This window comes from Trichocoleus sp. ST-U1, assembly GCF_039961835.1.
GTDB lineage: Bacteria > Cyanobacteriota > Cyanobacteriia > Cyanobacteriales > FACHB-T130 > FACHB-T130.
Genome location: NZ_JAMPJZ010000052.1, coordinates 1 through 18,504 on the forward strand (window position 1 = coordinate 1; position 18,504 = coordinate 18,504).

Sequence of the window (18,504 nt, forward strand, 5' to 3'; positions counted from 1 at the left end):
CAAATGTAATTTTGCTTACCCCTTCTCTTGCCGTTTTTACGGATATGAGTAGATTGACAGTCTGGGCATTGCATCAAAACCAACCCTAATTCATCCCTCTATTATGCAATGCCCACCTTCTGACGCAGGTCATAACTATAGGGGTTTGCCATGAGCAGCTTGAATAACTTCAGGACAACAGGTGATCTCTACTCTACGTCCTAACTATCTTGGCGGTTGCTATAAAAGTTTCTCCTAATGGCTGAACCATTTTAAAGAAAGCAAAATTTAGGATAAATTTACGTCCCTCTCCTTGCTTATATCCGAAGTCGCATCCGTGATGGTATACCGTCTTTGCTCCTATCCCATACCATACGCTTACGCTCGGTTTTGGGGTTTTGGGTATTTAAAAATTTTGTTGCTAGCGATGAAATTAGACATTTCCAGTCCGTCCGACAAGGGACGCGACGACCGCAATTAACTCAGTGGGATCAATTGGTTTAGCGACATGAGATTGAAAACCTGCCGAAAGGGCTGCTTTTTGGTCGTCTACTCTGACATAAGCCGTCAACGCCACAGATGGAATTTGTCCTTTTTCCGCCTCTAGCGCCCTCACCCGGCGAATTAGACTGTAGCCGTCCTCATTTGGCATTCCAATGTCACTGATGAGTAAATCTGGCTTTGACTGTTGGATAGTTGCGATCGCTTCCTCGGCTGAGGCGGCAGCGATCGCTTCTGCTCCATACTGTTCTAGGATGCTCTTCAGCAACTCACGGGCATCAGCTTCATCATCAACAACAAGGATCTGCAAGCCATCAAGAGGGCTTTCCCAAAGGGTGGGAGGACTTTCTTGAGGATTGAGTGCTGAAGATTGAGAACTGCATAAAGATTCCTCTTCCTCAGTCCTCTTTTTCACCCCAGCACTGTTGAGAAGCGGCAACTTCACGATAAATGTTGACCCTTGCCCCGTACCAAGACTCTCAGCACGCACGGTTCCTCCGTGTAGTTCCACCAAGTGGCGGACAATTGCCAATCCCAGCCCTAATCCTGTATAAGACCTAGTAATAGAGTTATCAGCTTGGCGAAAGCGGTCGAAGACGTAAGGCAGAAACTCTGCGCTGATACCCTCACCCGTATCCCTAACTGAAATCTCGGCGTGGGAGCGATCGCCTTGAAGGTAAACTTGAACTTGTCCGCCTTCGGGCGTGAACTTAATCGCGTTGGTGAGCAGATTCCAGATTATTTGCTGCAAGCGGTCTGGATCTCCTGAAATTAAACCCACAAAAGTATCCACCAACAGATGAACTTGAATGTTCTTTACATCTGCTGCTGGACGTACCGTATTGATGGCTGACTCAATGACTGGAATCAGTTCCATTGAGCGAACTGTGAGACGGAGTTGACCTCGAATAATCCGCGAAACATCCAGCAGATCCTCAATCAAACGTGCTTGCGCTTTGGCATTTCGCTCAATCGTTTCGATAGCACGAGCGGTCGTCGCCGCGTCAAATTTTCGGGTACGGAGAAGACTCGTCCACCCCAGCATCGCATTGAGGGGCGATCGCAGTTCGTGAGAAAGAGTCGCCAGGAACTCGTCTTTCATCCGGTTGGCTGATTCAGCCTGAGTGCGTGCCTCCTGTGCGCGGGCAAGTAACCGAGTACGTTCCTCTTCAGCTTGCTTGCGATCCGTGAAGTCGCGCATGATTTTAGCCAACCCTTGCACCTGTCCGCTCTCATCGCGTAAAGACGTGACAATGCCACTGCCCCAGAAACGGCTGCCATCCTTCCGGACGTGCCAGCGTTCGTTCTCAGCCCGACCTTCCGTTAATGCCTTTACCCGTTCTTTCCTGTCATCGCCGCGATCGCGATCTTCAGGTGTAAAAATTATGGAGCCAGATTTGCCCAAAATCTCTGCTTCCTGATAGCCTAAAATGCTTTCTGCCCCTGCTCCCCACTTAATAACACGTCCGTCGGGATCGAGGAAAAAAATTGCATAGTCTTTCATGTTTTCCAGCAACATCAGGAAGCGCTCTTCGTTTAACCGCAAAGCCTTCTCTGAGTGCTGATATTGATTTTCTCGTTTCTCTAACTCCGCAACTCGTTGGCGGAGTGCTACTAATTCAGCGATGAGTTCACTTTTAGTTTTATCTTCCTCTTTCATGGGGGGAGCATTACCATCGAGTCTCACTCTAGAGAAGGAGCTGGGATCGAGTTGTGGTCGATTTTTCAGAACTCTTTTCACAGTTGCAGCTCATAAGGTTTTTCTTCACCTATCTTTAGGCTGAAATTTAAATTATTTAAGTAGTTGAATTAATTTTTAGGGATAGAGAGTCCCCTTCGAGGCAAAAAACGCTGATATTTGGTAATTTTTAATCCAGCAGAAAATGCCAAAACATCCAATCTAGAGATTCAGCTACATTTTTTTAATTAAACTAACGCGATGTGCAACTTTTCCGAATAAGAATTCCACGGAATTCTTTTAGAAAATCCCGCTTTCATCCACGCTTGTACTCGTATCAAGCGCTTATGGGACAACCTAGCAGCCGTAGGTTGGCTCTGTGTGAGAGAAAAAACAAAGCAAACGTTTGCTGCATTTGGGTTACACGCACCTCAACCCAACCCATAGGGAATTTGTTAGTCAGCCGTTTCACCTCTCTTCTCCAAAAGAGGGATTCTTTTTTGGGCTTGCATACTAGCAAGTCTAGATCCAGCAGCTTGCCGTTAGTAACTTACAGCCTGCTCCTAATTATGAAGATTGTGTCAAGAATACTCCTGACTATTTTAAAGATTGTATAAACTTAATATTAAAAAATCTTCGTCAGTGAAAATTCCTTGTATATTTACTTAGAAAACAAGTAGGGTGCATTGAAGAGGTTCAGTAACAATACGTTTATCGGAACAGCGATACCGTAAAATTTTAACCTCTAATAGAAGAAAAGTTACATGGGATACCAGGGAAAATGCTGAAACTTGTTACTTTTGCGAATAATTTATCTGTGTAACTTAATCATGGCGGCTAAAACACCAAAGGTTTGGTCATTCACCGAGAGGGCAACATTAGAATTTTGGGTAGAAGATCCACGACGGGGTGAACGACTCGAAGACATTCATCTTGATTCTGAGCAATGGTTCCAATGGCTAAATTTACCAAGTTCTAAGTCATTTAAATTTGAGCCAGTCGATCAACGTACATCTGATTTCATCGCTAGCAAAGAAACTAAAACCGATGGAGATTTTTGGTACGCCTACAAGAAAGTAAATGGCGAACTATATCACTGTTACATCGGGCTTAGCAAAGATTTAACGTTGGTGCGACTCAGAGAAATTGGGTTGCAATTGCTACAAACTGCGAAAAATGATAGTCCTTCCAGCCAGCAAAGTTATATACAAGAAGTCCATTTAAATTTGCCTGGTGAATCTCAGGAAGTACACCATCTGAAACAGGAAATTCAGCGGTTACAGGACGAACTAACAAACTCTCGCCTAGAGCTTGAGAAGAATCAAAGTATTTGCACTCAACAAAGTGCTGCCAAAGAGGTTCATTTAACAGAATTGGAGCAGCTGAGACAGGGAAATCAGCGGTTACAAGATGAACTGGCAAATTCTCGGCTAGAGCTTGAGAAGAATCAAAGTATTTGCACTCAACAAAGCGCTCCCAAAGAAGTTCATTTGAAAATCTTGGTTGAATCCAAGGAATTAGAGCAGCTAAAACAGGAAAATCAACGGCTACAGGATGAACTGGCGAACTCTCGCCAAACTTACCTAATAGCTTGTCAAGAACATAAGGAAGCAATTCAACAGCTACGCCATCAAAATCAGCGGCTCCAAACCGAGTGCGACCAGATGAATGAAGAGATCAAACAGCTCTATGCTAAATATGGCGACCTGAAACTGGAAAAGATAATCCGGCACCAGGACAGTGAAAGAGTGAAATCCCGGACGACTTTGCCAGAGCAGAAGGTAAGCCTGTCAAACACTGCGTACAGCTTTTAGATATGGTGGCGTAGAGAGCGATCGCTTGAGCGAAAAAAAGTAGGAAGCGATCGCTCTCCATCAAGTAGGGTGGCGTAGAGAGCGATCGCGTTACACACCTGCAAAAATACAGGTGTGTTGATACCTTGCTGCAATGGCATCGATTAGGTTTTGCTTGAGAATTAGCCAACACGCAGGCGAACTAATTCTCAGCAGTTATTTATTAGGTGTGTCGTGCCTTTTCAAAACCTGGGGTACCGTGCAACTTTGGTTCAGCAGGCGGAGGTGTCGGTTCTGGCCCTAACGGTTGCGGATTCTCTACATACTCAAACTCGCCTTTGCCGTCCATTGATTTGCCTTTCGCCCAACGTCCTTCAGCACTTTCAGTACCGTCAGAGTGATTCCAGAACTGATAGGCATACTCCCGCTTCTCCAATTCCAGCGGGAAGGAACTCGGAACCGGAGTGTCGTCCAGTCCGGAGTCTACGATATCCTCAATCGCTGCCAACCACTGGTTTTGGTGCATGGTGTCGCGGGCGATCATGAAACTCAAGGTATCTTTCACTCCTGGGTCGTCTGACATTTCATACATTCGCACCGCCTGCAAGCGACCTTGCGACTCGGCGTGGAGATTAGAGCGGAAATCTGCTAACAAATTACCGCTGGCGACGATAAAGCGACCGTTCCAGGGGTAGCCAACGCTGTCAGAGGGCGTCGCACCCAAGCCGGAGACAATGGCGTGCTGCGGGTTCATCGCTGCTGCCATAATCTCATTCCGCACGTTAGAACCGCCCATAACCGCGCCGACTAGCCGATCTGCGGCACCTTCCTCTTGGACTTTTAGAGGCGCTTTGTCCAGCAGATGGGCGATCATCGTGGCAAGCATCTCAACGTGACCGATTTCTTCGGTACCAATGTCCAGTAGCATATCGCGGTACTTAGCAGGCCCTCGACAGTTCCATCCCTGAAATAGGTACTGCATCATCACAGTCATCTCGCCAAAGGTACCGCCGATGAGTTCCTGAATCTTCATGGCGTAGACCGGATCGGGGTTTTGTGGCGGAGTGAAATACTGAAGTTGCTTTTTATGGTAAAACATTCAAAAACTCCGAATTCTTTTTACTATCAGAACAACAGAAAAATGGTGCAAATTGATATTTAGCAAATTGCTAAATATCGAAATTTCAATTGCAAAACTTATGCTCTCTACTCCTATAGGAAACTATTTAAATCAAGGTCTTGCCTCTTCCTGGAGAAGGACAGTTTTAAGTTTATTTTGGTAAATTTATTCTTGATTTATGTGCCTATTTAATGACGAATTACCAATTATTTTGTATCAAGTTCATTCTTAAAAGTTTGTGTTAATAAAAAAACCGTCTTCATCAAAAAGACGGTTTTTTTATTAGCAGTATTTAAGTATTTTTGCTTAATTCATGTCGGATTAAGCTTCGTCGCGCCCGTGAACTTGGGCGGGTGGAGAAGTTGCCTCAACTGCCGTGAAAGGCTCCAGAATTTTATAGGTGTGGGATGCACCTTTTGGTACAGTCCAAGAATTACCGGGTTCTAACAAAATACTTTGACCTTCCAGGTGCAATTCAGCGCGACCGTTGATGACATAACCAACCGTCTCATATTCTCGCGCAGTTGGTTCCTTTGGTTCGTTGGGTTGCTCGTTTTCCCAAAGGCGCATCGAGATGGTTTTGCCTGATGCGAGATACTTTTGACCCATTTCCCCTTTGGGGGAATTGGTAGAATCTACTTTCATCACAGTTGTATCTGTCATATGTGCTGCTTCCTTGTTCAGATATGTTGTTTAAATGCTCTTAGCGGAGCAAGATCGGATTCCCATCAATGCGGACTCGGAATAGACTGTAGGGCTTTTCTCTTAAATCTCTGCCGCAATGAAAATTTGGTTGGCGATGCAGTTGATTGGCAGTGAAATAGAGATAGCCGTCTGATGCCACAGAAAGCGTATCGGGCCACAAAACGCGAGGATCGTGAACGAGCGTTTCATACATTCCATCCGGTAGGCGGCGAAGAATGGAATTGTGTTCGTAGTTCGTCAGGTAAACGCGGTTTTCAGCATCTGATTCCAGTCCATCTGAAGCACCACTTTTATCGCCGAGATCCACCACGGTTGCTGCTACTTGCGACTCTGTTAATTGCTCGTTTGCTAAAGCATCAACGCTGACACTGTATAAACGGCGACCCGCCAGAGGGCAGTAAAATAAGCGATCGCCATCAGCACTAATCGCAATCCCGTCTGCACCTACTTTGATATAGCTGGGTGGTTGATTAGGCGATCGCATCATCAACGGTTGTCCTTCGACGCTGGGCAAAAAATTTGGTTCGGCTTTGGTGGAGGGGTGATTGTTCAGCCGTCGCCAGCTTTTGCCAGAAGCCAGGTCTACAACAATAATTGCATTTGGCCCAGAACTAGAAGAATCAGTGATGAATGCCATTCCAGCTTTGCCGCGCCGCAAGTCAAATCTGACATCGTTTAAGTAAGTCGTTGGCAGCGCTACATTCTGGGGAAATAGAATTGTTTTGATAATCCGATTTTGCTTTAGGTCAATCCCAATTAATTTTGGTCCCCCGTAGGAAGTGGGGGCAAATTGCGGACTCCCAGTATCTAAAATCCACAGGCGGTTTTGCGGATCGACGACGACACTTTGAACCGAAATCAACGATTCAGCTTGGTTGCTGGGATTTGGGCGGTTAATTTCGGCATTGGGATAAGCCACCGCCGTCCCGTTTTTTAACTCAGCAACGGTAAATTCTACATTGTCTCCCCAGCGAGGGAAGTTCACAAAAATTCGACCGTCCTGAGACACGGTGACGCCAGTAAGCATCGGCCCATTAAAGGAGGCAACTGATTCAATGTTGCCAATCGTTTTCTCAGCAGGTTTCTCAACAAGTTTCTGTGTGGGTTCTTGTGCGGATAGCGCCCGACCGGATGATGCAAAGGGAATTGTCACCACAAGGCTTAAAAGAATTGGAAGCGATCGCCAACCCAGTTTTCCCACGTCTCTCTCCAGATACTTCACGGTGTCAGCACTACTGACTGAATGCTTCGTCAACACTCCTGCAACGCCAACGTCCAGCCGTGACGTCCTAGCAGACTGCTGATACCCCCTCTTATATTAGATGGCATTCATAGTTTCAATTCACTGACGAGACGCAACCCATTGACATCTCGACCACAGAACTAACAAAACACCTATTTCTGTCCAAAAGATTGACTTTCAGCAGTAAGAATCTCGCCAGCTTCTAACTCTTGTTGGAAACGCTGGCGATTTTCTTCTGCCTCTTGTTCAAGTTTTTCAACCAAGTGATAAACTTCTGCAAGCAAATTATTAATCTTGACGGTGTTTTCACCCCGATCAGAGCGGTCAAGTTCCATAGTTTGACCTTATGGTTTTAGTACAACTTTGATGCAGTTGTCTTTTTTATTTTTGAAAATTTCGTAACCGTGTTTCGCCTCTTCTAAAGGCAAGCGGTGTGTGATGACGAAAGAGGGATCGATATCGCCATTTTGGATATGTTCCAACAACGGTTTCAAGTATCTATGGACGTGTGTTTGTCCCATCTTGAACGTCAAGCCTTTGTTGAAAGCAGCGCCCATTGGAATCTTGTCGAGGAATCCACCGTAAACACCCGCTAGCGATACATGACCACCCTTGCTACAAGCGACAATGACTTGCCTCAGGGCGGTGGGGCGATCGGTTTCCATTCGCACGGCTTGCTTGACTTTATCGTAGAAAGCATCCGGCCCGGTACCGTGTGCTTCCATGCCGACGGCATCCAGACAAGAATCTGGCCCGCGTCCGCCAGTCATCTCTTTGAGTGCTTCACCGACATCGAGTTCTTCATAGTTGAGAATTTCTGCCCCGCATTGTTCTTTAGCCATTTGTAAGCGTTCGGGAATGCGGTCGATAGCGATAACGCGATGGGCACCTAGCATGAAGGCACTTTTGATTGCGAACTGTCCGACTGGCCCGCAGCCCCAGACAGCTACAATATCACCCGGTTTAATGTTGCAATTTTCCGCTGCCATGTAGCCGGTCGGGAAAATATCCGTTAGGAACAGTACCTGATCGTCTGTCAATCCATCGGGAATTTTGAACAAACCGACATCGGCAAAAGGCACCCGCGCATACTCCGCTTGACCTCCAGCATAGCCGCCGAACAAGTGGGAGTAGCCGAAAAGTCCTGATGGCGAATGACCGTACATCTGTTCAGCCATCCAGCCGTTCGGGTTGGAGTTATCGCACAGCGACCACAAATCGCGGTTGCAGAATAGGCAGTTACCGCAGGCGATAGTGAAAGGGACAACGACGCGATCGCCTATTTTCACATTCTTGACGGCGCTGCCAAGTTCAACCACTTCCCCCATAAATTCATGACCGAGGATATCGCCCGCTTGCATTGTCGGGATGAAACCATCGTAAATATGCAAATCGGAGCCGCAAATCGCTGTTGACGTAATTTTGACGATGGCATCGCGCGGGTTAAGAATTTTTGGATCGGGTACATTATCTACCCGCACATCGTTGTTTCCATGCCAACAAACAGCTTTCATTAAATTTTTCTCCTTAAGTCATTCGTCATTATTTATGGGTTATTTCCGATTCATTATTAGTCATTATCAATTACTAAAAACAATTTACTAATGACTAATAACTACACATACACCCTAGGTAAATCTTTCTCTTTGCGAGTTCTCCTGGTTAAGGAGGTTAGGAGGAGCGAAATGTCAAGCAAATATTATCCGTTGTTCCACTATCCCCCCTCGTTAAGGGGGGACAATTTGCACGCTGGATTACAGATTATTTTGAGTAAGATGGGCTGCTCAGGTTATTCGCCGCGTCGTTGAAACCTTCCTGCGTCCCTTGAACTGTCTTACCAACTACATCGTCAGCTTTATCTTGAATCTGATTAAAAAACTTTTTGGTACTTGGAGGCGTCGGCTCGTCAAGATTCAGTTTTTCCTTGACATTTTCAGCAGCATCTCCAATTTTATCCAACAAACTACTGCCTGTATCTTCAGTCTGGTCTTTTAGCGTTTCAGTCCTAGCATTGATTGAACCATTAGACCCTGGCACTTGGTAAGCGTTGGTTTCTGGTGTCAATGTCGTGTTATTCGCAAGGGCTTGTAGAGGAGTCCCGTAACCGAAAGCTTGCATCACCAAAAATGCAGCACTTACCAGAAACGCAGTAGCAATCTGGCGCAAACGAATACTTTGTAGAAAAGAAATTACTTGATTCATGAAAACACTCCAGTTTATTATTTGATGATTCGTAATCGGTTAATTTTTATTCCCAATTACTGACTTCAAGGTTTCAGCACAACCTTGATACACTTATCTTCTTTGTGCTTAAACATTTCGTAGCCATTCTTGGCTTCTTCTAGGGGTAACTGATGGGTGACGACGAAGGATGGATCGAGTTCTCCCTTCAAAACTTTATCCAGCAACATCTGCATATACTTTTGCCCGTGCATTTGCCCCATCCTGAAGGTCAAGCCTTTGTTGAAAGCAGCACCAAAGGGCAGTTTATCCACAAAGCCACCGTAAACACCCATGATTGAGAGCGTGCCGCCTTTACGACAAGCGACCATCATTTGCCGCAGGACGTGGGGACGGTCTGTTTCCAGCCGGACTGCTTGCTTCGCTTTGTCGTAAACTCCTTCAACCCCCATGCCGTGCGCTTCTAATCCCACCGCGTCAATGCAGCAGTCGGGACCCCGTCCGCCAGTCATCTCTTTCAGCGCTTCGCCAGCATCAACTTCTTCGTAGTTAATCGTTTCCGCTTTTGCGTGTTCCCTCGCCATTTGGAGACGTTCGGGAAAACGGTCGATGCCGATTACTCTTTCGGCACCCAGCATATAGGCGCTAATCATGGCGAATTGTCCGACAGCGCCGCAACCCCAGACAGCGACAGTATCTCCTGGCTGAATATCGCATAACTCCGCGCCCATAAATCCGGTGGGAATGGCATCGGAGATAAACAATAATTTCTCGTCGGGAATTTCTGCGGGAACCTTGACGACACCCACATCCGCGAAGGGAACGCGGATATATTCGGCTTGCGCGCCTGCATAGCCGCCGAATAAGTGAGAGTAACCGTAAATTGCCGAAGTGACGTTACCGAAGAGCTTTTCTTCCATCCAAGCGTTCGGGTTGGAGTTGTCGCACAGCGACCACATATCATGGTTGCAATAGTGACAGTGACCGCATCCGATAGTGGAAGGAACGACAACGCGATCGCCTGGTTTTAAATTGGTTACTTTGCTACCAACTTCGACGATTTCTCCCATGAATTCGTGACCGATAATGTCACCCGGTTGCATCGTCGGAATGTAGCCGTCATAAATGTGCAAATCGGAGCCACAAATTGCCGTCGAAGTAATTTTGAGAATGGCGTCGCGCGGATTGAGAATTTTGGGATCGGGTACGGTTTCAACCCGCACATCGGTGGCACCGTACCAACATACTGCTTTCATTGATGTTGTTTATCCTTATTATTAATTACCCCGCCCTTGTGTATCCGCAGGACGGGGTTTCTCACATCCCTGTCTCAGGTAATGCAGTCAGTCGCTTAACTTCTCAACCCGAATTGAGCGAAAAGCCGAATTATCTAGGTGCCCGATTCTTAGTCTTGGCGACTCCCTGCTCATTTTTGTCTTGAACAATACTTGGGTCGCCCACGTCACCAGGTTGATCGTTATCAAATCTTTGGCGGACAATCACATCGGCAGTTTCGGGAATATTTTCTCCCAGCTTTTTGAGGTTCTTCAAGCCAGTATTGCCGATTCCATCTCTGTCCCCAACATGGTCTTCAGCCATGTCAATCGCTTTTTTGATCTGAGCGTTGCTGGTTTTATTAAAATCTAAGTTGTCAGCAACCAGGGTTTGAGCTTGTGCTTGGAACGATGTGCTGTAGCTAAAAGTCGGAATTACTAAAAATGCGATCGCTGCTAGAACGACACTAGCCAAACGCAAACAAATTTTTTGCAAACGATTAATTCCTTGATTCATTTCAACCTCCGTTGTTCATTTTTGGTTTGAGGAAAACCTATTCTTCAGTTTTCTCTCTTCTTAACTAAGAATCCCACGAAATAAAATTCTTAACTTCTTCCAGAAGGTTGACCTTCTGTTGTCGCAATTTCACCCGCTTCCATAATCATTTTGAAACGGCGTAAATCATCGCCAACTTGTTGTTCTGGTTCTTCGCCAAAAAGTTTAGCGATCGCAGCACCGACAGCACCACCCGGCGGGTTATATTCAATGACGACTTTTACTTCCGTACCCCGATTCGCAGGCGCAGGTGAAAAGCGCACAAACCCTGCATTCTCAACGTCTGCTCCTTCCGTTGAAGCCCAAGCGATTAACTCGTTTTCTTTCTCGTTGATAATATCTGCATCCCATTCCACACTTGCACCCATTGGCGCATTGGCAACCCAGTGCGATCGCCGCTCGTTGACGACCGTTACTGATTTCAGATGCTTCATGAAATTAGGCAAGTTTTCAAAATTATGCCAAAAGCGATAAAGTTCATCTGCTGGTTTATTGATCGTGACGGTCTTTTCAACTTTGATGCTTTGGTTCATCCCTGCTTTTTCCTGTATGGTGTCTTGGATACCTTTTTCTGCGGTCGCACTGTGATAAATTAGACCACCACCCGCGATCGCCATTAACGCTCCCCGAAGAGATCGTTGCTTTAAACCCATCAGTACAAGTGCGCCGCCCCCTAGTAACGATCCCCAACGCTCCTTATCGCCGACATTGCTGGGTTCATTCTGACCGCTGGGGACGATATCTTTGGATGTCATGTTCTGTTTTCCTCAAACGGTAATTGATGATTTGCTGAGTAATATTAATTTCTTAGGCGCTTAACTAATCGTTTGGACTTGTTTGTGTTCTAGCCCTTCTCTGGCATGAGCTAGACGCAGTTCTCCTTGCGGTTCAGCACGCAACGATTCTGGCGTCTGCTCGCCGATGGCTCCTTTCGCCACTGTGATGCCACCATCTGCCAGCCACAATGCCCCCGTGACGTAACTCGCTTCATCCGAGGCAATAAAGGCATAGACGTTTGCCATTTCCTCTGGCGTGCCGCGTCGAGCCATTGGAGTTGCATTAATCAGCATTTTCTCCATCTGAGCATCCATCGGCCCGGTTTCTTTGTGCGTCCAAGCGGTATCAATGGCACCGGGACAGACACAGTTCGCGCGAACACCATATTGCGCTTGCTCAACCGCCACTCCTTTCATAAAGGAATGCATCCAGCCTTTAGTACCCCCGTAGGGAGTATTTCGCGCCAGTCCGTTAAAGCCAGCCTCAGACCCGGCAGAGACAATGTTTCCGCGTGTTTTTTGGAGGTGCGGTAGAGCGTACTTGGTCATCAGGAAGGCGGAACGGATGTTCATCCGGATCGTCTGGTCAAAAACATCAATGGGGTAGTCTTGAGTCTCCGCCGTTACTAAAAAGACACCCGCATTATTCACCAAAATGTCCAGACGCCCGTAATAGTCAATAGCGGCTTGAACACAAGCTTTGGCGTGGGATTCTTCCGAGATATCCCCCGCGTAAGCGATCGCTTCTGCACCATAGTGCTGAATTGCTTGTGCGACTTCATCCAGCGGATCGCTAGGGAGTCCATTGACAACGACTTTGGCACCTTCTTTGGCGAATTTGTGCGCGATCGCTTCGCCGATTCCAGTCCCTGCACCCGTGATAATGGCAACTTTGCCTTCCAGTTTTCTACTCATGCTCATTCCGGACATCTCCTGAAGAAACGTTTTGAGTGTTGAAGCGATTAGCAATTAAATAAGGTGAGCAATGCCCACCTTACTTGGCACTCAAAACTTACATCTTGACGGAAACACCAGTCGTCGGCTTCGCAGGCTTCACTTCCTGACCTGCCATCCGAGATTTATAGAGTGCCGCCAAACACTGTTCGTACTTCGACAAATCCACTTCAATCTCGGTGAGAATGGCGGTAGTAATCGGATCGGTAAATTTCATCCGCAAGTTGTTAATATCGACAACGCCGGTTTGCAAGTCGCCCATGCTGCGACGCAAAAGATCGGTGTCGTCACTGCCTTGCAGAGAAGCTTTGAACTTGGCATATTTATCAGCAGCTTGTGCCGGAATCGAGGGGCTTTCTCCCAGAGCATTCAGCCGTTCTTCCAGCATTTGAATGTGATGCTGCTTATTTTTGATCATGTCTTGCAGCATCGAGGTCAATTCTGCATCTGTGCTTTTCTCGGCATACTGCCCAAACGCTTCTTGCGAATAACGTTCGCCAGCCAGCGCCGTATTCAAACCTTTGGCAATATCGCCCTTGGTGGAACCGCCCCAAGAATCAGCCAGTTTCCACCATTCAGCGGTGATATCGCTTTCATGGGGTAATGCAGCTTCTTTGCCACCGTAACCGAGACGGCTGAGAATTGCAGTGGTAAAAATTGCCAAATCACCCGGTTGACGCGAGGTGATCAGGTTGCCGTCAACCACGACCGGCTCATCCACATAATGGGCACCGGCATTGATAATGTCTGTGCGGATAGAGAAGAAGCCCGTCGCTTGCTTACCTCTGAGCAAATCAGCTTCAATCAGAACTTGTGGTCCGTGGCAAACGGCAGCCACCAATTTCCCATGCTCGAATGCGTCTTTTACAAAATTGACGGTGTTGGGGTTCGTCCGCATCATATCCGGAGCGATGCCGCCGGGGATAATGACTGCATCGAAATCGAGAGCCACGGCTTCCGTCGTGGTGCCATCCGGTTTCTGGGACAATTTGCCTTGTTTACCGACATAATTCTCGTTCATCCGAGAACCGAGGACAACGACCTCCATTCCTGCCATTTGCAAGGCTTTATAAGGGACTTGAAATTCAGAATCTTCAACCCCATTTTCGATTAGGATGGCAACTCGCTTCTTGCTGCCGTTATTATTTTGCTGTGTCATGGAATCTCCTTTTTTATGAAAATTTTGCAAGAAAAAAAATTTTGAGCGATCGCGAGAAAAAGTAAAACTCCTTTGGAGTTTTACCTTTAAAATTCTTACGAACTGGGAACTTCACTCAATGAGGTTCCAGCAAACAATAGCTCTGCGTCATCGTCTGAAAAATTAGCGCGGACATCTGCAAACTCACCAGGCGTTACGGCTTTTTGCAGCACTGCGAACACCGCTCGAACATGAGTTGCAGCATCGCTAGGATCGGTCCCCTCTTTTTCGCTGACGCGCTGGTAAAACTCTTGCAGCGAGAAAAATTGACCGTTTTCGCCCTCTCGCCCACGCAGACACTCTTGTAGTTCTGCTGGCAGTTGTGAAGCTAGGTCTTTTGCCTCGTCTCCAACGATGCGTTCTTTCAGTGTTTCCAGCGTGGCACGAGTGGCACGTTCTGCTTCCTGACGGTGGCTCAGTTGGGCAACGCTTTGAACCTGTTTAATGAACTGCTCGTATTTCACTATTGACCTCTTAAATCTTTCCAACTTTCACGCTTCGCTCTCTTAATGACTTGCCAAAGCGTTGAATCTTTCTAAAAAAAGTACGCTCCTTACTCCATGAAGTTCGCGTCGTAATTGCACGATATTTTAATTTGCACGTTTTTTACTCGTGCAAACTAGGGAATTCGTGGCTGCTTCAACCACGAATTCTCTCAAGAATTTAAAGGGGGAAATAAGTCTGAGCTAGCTTTTGCGATCGCTATCTAGCAACTGCCCCCTGCGGAGCAATCCGCTTGGCAAGCAATTCTTTCGCCCGTTCGGCGCGTTGAGATTCTTCTTCTTCTAGTTGCTGGAAGAACTCTACGAGTTCATCATCTCCAGCTTCCTCAGCATCCTGAATATAAATTTCGTAGGTACTGGCACCCTCTAGGGCATGGTATAGCACGCTGATCAGGTTGTAGTGTTCGTCTGCGGTTCCCGTGATGATCTCATCGTCATGATTGCCGTGATGCGTCATTTTCCCCTCCTTTTGCTTTCCCTAACAACTCAGCGCTAGAGTCTAAGTCTTGACTTTAAGCCTATGTATTCCCTCTAACGGTCTGCTTCGCTCCTAGGTGATATATCTATTTGTTTTTAATTCGCTCCAAAGTCATAGGTTTACTTACCAGTAAATCGCTATGCTGAAATTTAATCACCGTAATTTTTGCGGGGTGCGGACAATTTTAAATTGCGAATAGCGAGTCGTTATTTGCTTAAATGAGCGCACCCCTTTATTCTTATTTGAGATTCTTATTTGAGTTTGAGAATTTAGATAATTTTATCAGTTGGGTCTTTCGCCGAGAAGGCAGTATGAATCAGGCACAGTCCTATGACCGAGCAACCCGATACACAAGCTCAAGAGACTGCGAACAAAGATTTACCGTAGGAAATTACCGTATTTTCAGGCACTAGTGTCCACCTAGAACCTGCATTCCGCATTCGGCGACAATCGCCGAATGCGGAATGAGATCGGGCATAATAAATCACCCAACTAACGCAGTACTGACGTAACCCGGTACTGACTGGGGGCAATGTGGATGCCGCTTAAAGTGTAGATTCAGTCAGTGATAAAGCGGTGGCTGGAATCGCTGTCATCTGGATCGGGACTTGAGAGAAGTTTGTAAAACAGAAGATTTTAGAACAGCGCCACGGTCGTCGTTAGGAACTAGACCAATGTTTTTTAAAGATTATCTGGCGCATAGAGATTAATCTGTTCCGACCACCTCAGGTAGAAACTCAGACTAGATAGCACTGAAATTTGTATAATGCATCACACCGGAGAAATACGCCATTAGGTATATTAGAGAGAAGTTAAGATTCGTGTACGGTAAGAAACCGAGACTTAATATTCGCTACTAATTACTTCTGAGAGCTGCAACTGCAATGGCAAGCCAGCAAGGCAAGGTAGGCAAGAAGTTTCACACTCTCGATCGGCACGGGGAAGCAGGAGGGTTATGCGATCGCATCCTCGCAACCATGCCTGTGGGTCTTGTGATTGTGGATGCTCGTACCCCCAATCCTTCTATAGCCTATTGCAATCCGGCTTTTGAGAAGATAACGGGCTATGCTTCAGCAGAAGTCATCGGACGCAACTGCTTTTTTTTGCAAGGAATCGATACTGACCAGGATGCGATTGAGCAAATTCACCAAGCCTTGGAGTTAGGGCAAGAGTGCCAGGTAGTGTTAAAAAATTATCGCAAAGATGGCACGCCTTTTTGGAATGAGCTAATTGTTGCTCCTGTCTGGGACGCCACTGGTGAACTGACTCAGTTTCTGGTTTTTCATACAGATATTACCGAGCGCCAGCTCGCTGAACAACAGTCACAAGCGGCGTTACAACAAAGCGAAACCAGGCTGGGGCTTGCTCTGAATGCTGCCAGTATGGGAGTTTGGGAGTGGGAGAGGCAGACGGGTCAGCTAACCTGGTCGGCAAATGCGGAATCTTTATTCGGTTTCCCACCTGGTTCCTTTGGTAGCACTTATGAAGCTTATTTAAAGTGTATTCATCTGGAGGACTGCGATCGCGTGACGGAAGCGATCGCGCAGATTGTACAGGCATCCCGGACAGAAAACTTGGCAGATCGTCTCTTCAGCCTCGAACATCGTCTCCTTTGCCCGGATGGTGCAGTTCGGTGGGTTGCCGTTACGGGTACCTTGTTTTGCAACCAAACCAATACACCGACACGGGTTACTGGGACGGTGATGGATATTACAGGTCGCAAACAGGTAGAAACGGCCTTATGGAAGCAAGCGACTGGAGAACGGCTGCTCAGAAACATGAATCAGCGCATCCGCCAGTCTCTGAACCTGGAAGAAGTCCTGAAAACGGCTGTATCGCAAGTCCGGCAATTTCTCAACACCGACCGGGTAACGATCTACCGCTTCGATTCAGATGGGCGTGGAGTTGGGGTTGTAGAATCGGTCGGCACGGGTTGGACTAAGAGTTTAGGAACTCAGATCCACAGCAGATGTTTTGGGGAAAATCACCTGCCTCTTTACCAACAAGGCGAGGTTCAAGCGATTGAGAATATCGACACGGCGAATCTCAGCCAGTGCCAGATTGATTGGCTAGTGAAGTTTCAGGTAAAAGCCAATCTGGTCGTCCCGATTGTCCAAAACAAGACGGAGGTGAAAGGACTCTTCCTCAACCCTCATACCTCAACCAGCCCTCCTCCCCCATCCACTCCTCAGTCCTCACTCCTCAGTCCTCAGCCCTCTTCCAACCCTCAGTCCTCAGTCCTCAGTCCTCAGTCCTCTTCCAACCCTCAATTATGGGGGCTGCTTGTTGCCCAAAACTGCACTGAAACCCGGCAATGGCAGGCATCGGAAGTAGAATTGCTCAAACAGCTTAGCGTGCAGCTAGCGATCGCCATTCAGCAATCGACGCTATTTGAGCAACTGGAAGCCGAACTGGTCGAACGCAAGCAAGCGGAGGAAGCATTACAGAAATCAGAAGCACAATTAAGGAAAAAAACGACCAAACTTAAACAAGCGCTGCATCGGCTGCGGAAAACCCAAACCCAGTTAATCCAAAGCGAAAAAATGTCCAGTTTGGGGCAGTTAGTAGCGGGTGTCGCCCATGAAATTAATAACCCTGTCTCTTTCATTTATGGGAATTTGACCCCAGCTTTGCAGTATGCCCAAGATTTGCTGCATTTGTTAAACCTCTACCAGCAGCACTATCCTCAGCCAGCAGCGGAAATTCAAACAGAAGCCGAGGCAATGGATTGGGAGTTTCTGGTTGAAGATTTCCCAAGGCTATTGGATTCTATGCAAATGGGGGCGGAACGCATCCGCCAGATTGTCCTGAGCTTGCGGAATTTCTCCCGCCATGATGAGAGCCAGAAAAAGCCGGTGGATTTGCATGAAGGCATCGACAGCACCCTGTTGATCTTGCAGCATCGATTGAAGCCACAGGGAGGAAAACCAGGTATTCTGATTATCAAAGAATACGGCAACCTACCCAAGGTAGAATGCTACGCAGGGCAGATAAATCAGGTTTTTATGAATCTGCTGAGCAACGCCATTGATGCTCTGGAACGGGAAAACGTTCAGGCTTCATGGATGATGAATCATGGAGAAGAAAGTAGCGATCGCCAATTCCCGATCGCCAATTCCCCTTTACCGACAATTCGGATTTGCACAACAGCGAACAACCAAAATCAAGTAATTATCCGGATCGCAGATAATGGTTGCGGCATTCCAGAAGCAGTCCAAAAACGAATCTTTGACCCCTTTTTTACGACTAAACCTGTAGGAGAAGGGACTGGGCTGGGGCTGTCCATTAGCTACCAAGTGGTGGTGGAGCGTCACGGAGGTCAACTAAAGTGTCTGTCAACGCCCGGACAAGGGACAGAGTTTGTTCTAGAAATTCCGCTTCAGCAGTCTACCGCCTCTGCAACCCCACTCCCGATGGCTCCCTCCCAGGTTGCGTAATCAGTGGTTAGGTATACGCTGATGAGTGGCAGACGATCCCAAGAGGGAAATCTTAAGAAATAATAAAGAATTATTAGGAAATCCTAGCCGGAAAAATATGGAGCCGATGGAGCTGAAACCAATATCCC

17 protein-coding genes and 1 pseudogene are annotated in these 18,504 nt (G+C 47.0%); 2 read left to right on the plus strand and 16 right to left on the minus strand.

Features of this window, described 5'->3' with window-relative positions; translation table 11 throughout:
• Positions 1–74: pseudogene (locus NDA06_RS17640) on the minus strand (IS1 family transposase); the annotation flags it as partial.
• Between the two features lie 338 nt (positions 75–412).
• Positions 413–2,221, minus strand: coding sequence for an ATP-binding protein (locus NDA06_RS17645; protein ID WP_347277054.1), 1,809 nt, complete (start codon positions 2,219–2,221; stop codon positions 413–415).
• Between the two features lie 767 nt (positions 2,222–2,988).
• Between NDA06_RS17645 and NDA06_RS17650 the strand changes: the two genes are divergently transcribed.
• Positions 2,989–3,972, plus strand: a complete 984-nt coding sequence (locus NDA06_RS17650; protein ID WP_190986707.1) for a hypothetical protein — start codon at positions 2,989–2,991, stop codon at positions 3,970–3,972.
• On the opposite strand, the gene NDA06_RS17655 is transcribed toward NDA06_RS17650, so the two are convergent.
• From NDA06_RS17655 to NDA06_RS17720, 14 genes are all read right to left on the minus strand, one after another.
• Entirely contained in the window at positions 3,969–4,112 is a 144-nt protein-coding gene (locus tag NDA06_RS17655) for a hypothetical protein (protein ID WP_190536659.1), read from the minus strand. The genes NDA06_RS17650 and NDA06_RS17655 overlap by 4 nt on opposite strands.
• A 62-nt stretch (positions 4,113–4,174) precedes the next feature.
• Positions 4,175–5,050, minus strand: a complete 876-nt coding sequence (locus NDA06_RS17660) for a manganese catalase family protein (RefSeq protein WP_190413075.1) — start codon at positions 5,048–5,050, stop codon at positions 4,175–4,177.
• Positions 5,051–5,392: 342 nt separating this feature from the next.
• The gene (locus NDA06_RS17665) at positions 5,393–5,734 is read right to left on the minus strand and encodes a cupin domain-containing protein (protein WP_190413074.1); all 342 of its coding nucleotides are present in this window, start codon (positions 5,732–5,734) and stop codon (positions 5,393–5,395) included.
• A gap of 40 nt (positions 5,735–5,774) precedes the next feature.
• Entirely contained in the window at positions 5,775–6,932 is a 1,158-nt protein-coding gene (locus tag NDA06_RS17670) for an L-dopachrome tautomerase-related protein (protein WP_347277055.1), read from the minus strand.
• A 239-nt stretch (positions 6,933–7,171) separates the two neighbouring features.
• Positions 7,172–7,354 carry a hypothetical protein gene (locus NDA06_RS17675; protein ID WP_190413073.1) on the minus strand — a complete coding sequence of 61 codons (183 nt, stop codon included), beginning with the start codon at positions 7,352–7,354 and terminating at the stop codon, positions 7,172–7,174.
• A 9-nt stretch (positions 7,355–7,363) separates the two neighbouring features.
• The gene (locus NDA06_RS17680) at positions 7,364–8,533 is read right to left on the minus strand and encodes a zinc-dependent alcohol dehydrogenase (protein WP_190413072.1); all 1,170 of its coding nucleotides are present in this window, start codon (positions 8,531–8,533) and stop codon (positions 7,364–7,366) included.
• 247 nt (positions 8,534–8,780) lie between these two features.
• Positions 8,781–9,221, minus strand: coding sequence for a hypothetical protein (locus tag NDA06_RS17685; RefSeq protein WP_190413071.1), 441 nt, complete (start codon positions 9,219–9,221; stop codon positions 8,781–8,783).
• Between the two features lie 65 nt (positions 9,222–9,286).
• Positions 9,287–10,456, minus strand: a complete 1,170-nt coding sequence (locus tag NDA06_RS17690) for a zinc-dependent alcohol dehydrogenase (protein ID WP_190413070.1) — start codon at positions 10,454–10,456, stop codon at positions 9,287–9,289.
• 130 nt (positions 10,457–10,586) lie between these two features.
• Positions 10,587–10,991: a hypothetical protein gene (locus tag NDA06_RS17695; RefSeq protein ID WP_190986706.1), complete on the minus strand. Its 405-nt coding sequence runs from the start codon at positions 10,989–10,991 to the stop codon at positions 10,587–10,589.
• An 89-nt stretch (positions 10,992–11,080) separates the two neighbouring features.
• Positions 11,081–11,785, minus strand: a complete 705-nt coding sequence (locus NDA06_RS17700; RefSeq protein ID WP_190413068.1) for an SRPBCC family protein — start codon at positions 11,783–11,785, stop codon at positions 11,081–11,083.
• A gap of 60 nt (positions 11,786–11,845) precedes the next feature.
• Complete coding sequence (locus NDA06_RS17705) at positions 11,846–12,721, minus strand: SDR family oxidoreductase (RefSeq protein ID WP_190986708.1); 876 nt, start codon at positions 12,719–12,721, stop codon at positions 11,846–11,848.
• A 97-nt stretch (positions 12,722–12,818) separates the two neighbouring features.
• Positions 12,819–13,919: a DJ-1/PfpI/YhbO family deglycase/protease gene (locus NDA06_RS17710; protein WP_190413066.1), complete on the minus strand. Its 1,101-nt coding sequence runs from the start codon at positions 13,917–13,919 to the stop codon at positions 12,819–12,821.
• A gap of 95 nt (positions 13,920–14,014) precedes the next feature.
• Positions 14,015–14,422 carry a DUF2267 domain-containing protein gene (locus tag NDA06_RS17715; protein ID WP_190986705.1) on the minus strand — a complete coding sequence of 136 codons (408 nt, stop codon included), beginning with the start codon at positions 14,420–14,422 and terminating at the stop codon, positions 14,015–14,017.
• A gap of 238 nt (positions 14,423–14,660) precedes the next feature.
• Complete coding sequence (locus tag NDA06_RS17720; protein WP_190425293.1) at positions 14,661–14,918, minus strand: hypothetical protein; 258 nt, start codon at positions 14,916–14,918, stop codon at positions 14,661–14,663.
• A 905-nt stretch (positions 14,919–15,823) separates the two neighbouring features.
• Between NDA06_RS17720 and NDA06_RS17725 the strand changes: the two genes are divergently transcribed.
• A complete protein-coding gene (locus NDA06_RS17725) occupies positions 15,824–18,376 on the plus strand; it encodes a PAS domain S-box protein (protein ID WP_190986704.1) in 2,553 nt (850 codons plus the stop codon).
• Positions 18,377–18,504: the final 128 nt, after the last annotated feature.

Coding starts and splice junctions, on each gene's coding strand:
- NDA06_RS17685 (WP_190413071.1), bottom strand. CDS start 9,221: ATGAATCAAGTAATTTCTTTTCTACAAAGTATTCGTTTGCGCCAGATT.
- NDA06_RS17650 (WP_190986707.1), top strand. CDS start 2,989: ATGGCGGCTAAAACACCAAAGGTTTGGTCATTCACCGAGAGGGCAACA.
- NDA06_RS17700 (WP_190413068.1), bottom strand. CDS start 11,785: ATGACATCCAAAGATATCGTCCCCAGCGGTCAGAATGAACCCAGCAAT.
- NDA06_RS17655 (WP_190536659.1), bottom strand. CDS start 4,112: ATGCCATTGCAGCAAGGTATCAACACACCTGTATTTTTGCAGGTGTGT.
- NDA06_RS17660 (WP_190413075.1), bottom strand. CDS start 5,050: ATGTTTTACCATAAAAAGCAACTTCAGTATTTCACTCCGCCACAAAAC.
- NDA06_RS17665 (WP_190413074.1), bottom strand. CDS start 5,734: ATGACAGATACAACTGTGATGAAAGTAGATTCTACCAATTCCCCCAAA.
- NDA06_RS17695 (WP_190986706.1), bottom strand. CDS start 10,991: ATGAATCAAGGAATTAATCGTTTGCAAAAAATTTGTTTGCGTTTGGCT.
- NDA06_RS17720 (WP_190425293.1), bottom strand. CDS start 14,918: ATGACGCATCACGGCAATCATGACGATGAGATCATCACGGGAACCGCA.
- NDA06_RS17705 (WP_190986708.1), bottom strand. CDS start 12,721: ATGAGTAGAAAACTGGAAGGCAAAGTTGCCATTATCACGGGTGCAGGG.
- NDA06_RS17725 (WP_190986704.1), top strand. CDS start 15,824: ATGGCAAGCCAGCAAGGCAAGGTAGGCAAGAAGTTTCACACTCTCGAT.
- NDA06_RS17710 (WP_190413066.1), bottom strand. CDS start 13,919: ATGACACAGCAAAATAATAACGGCAGCAAGAAGCGAGTTGCCATCCTA.
- NDA06_RS17675 (WP_190413073.1), bottom strand. CDS start 7,354: ATGGAACTTGACCGCTCTGATCGGGGTGAAAACACCGTCAAGATTAAT.
- NDA06_RS17680 (WP_190413072.1), bottom strand. CDS start 8,533: ATGAAAGCTGTTTGTTGGCATGGAAACAACGATGTGCGGGTAGATAAT.
- NDA06_RS17690 (WP_190413070.1), bottom strand. CDS start 10,456: ATGAAAGCAGTATGTTGGTACGGTGCCACCGATGTGCGGGTTGAAACC.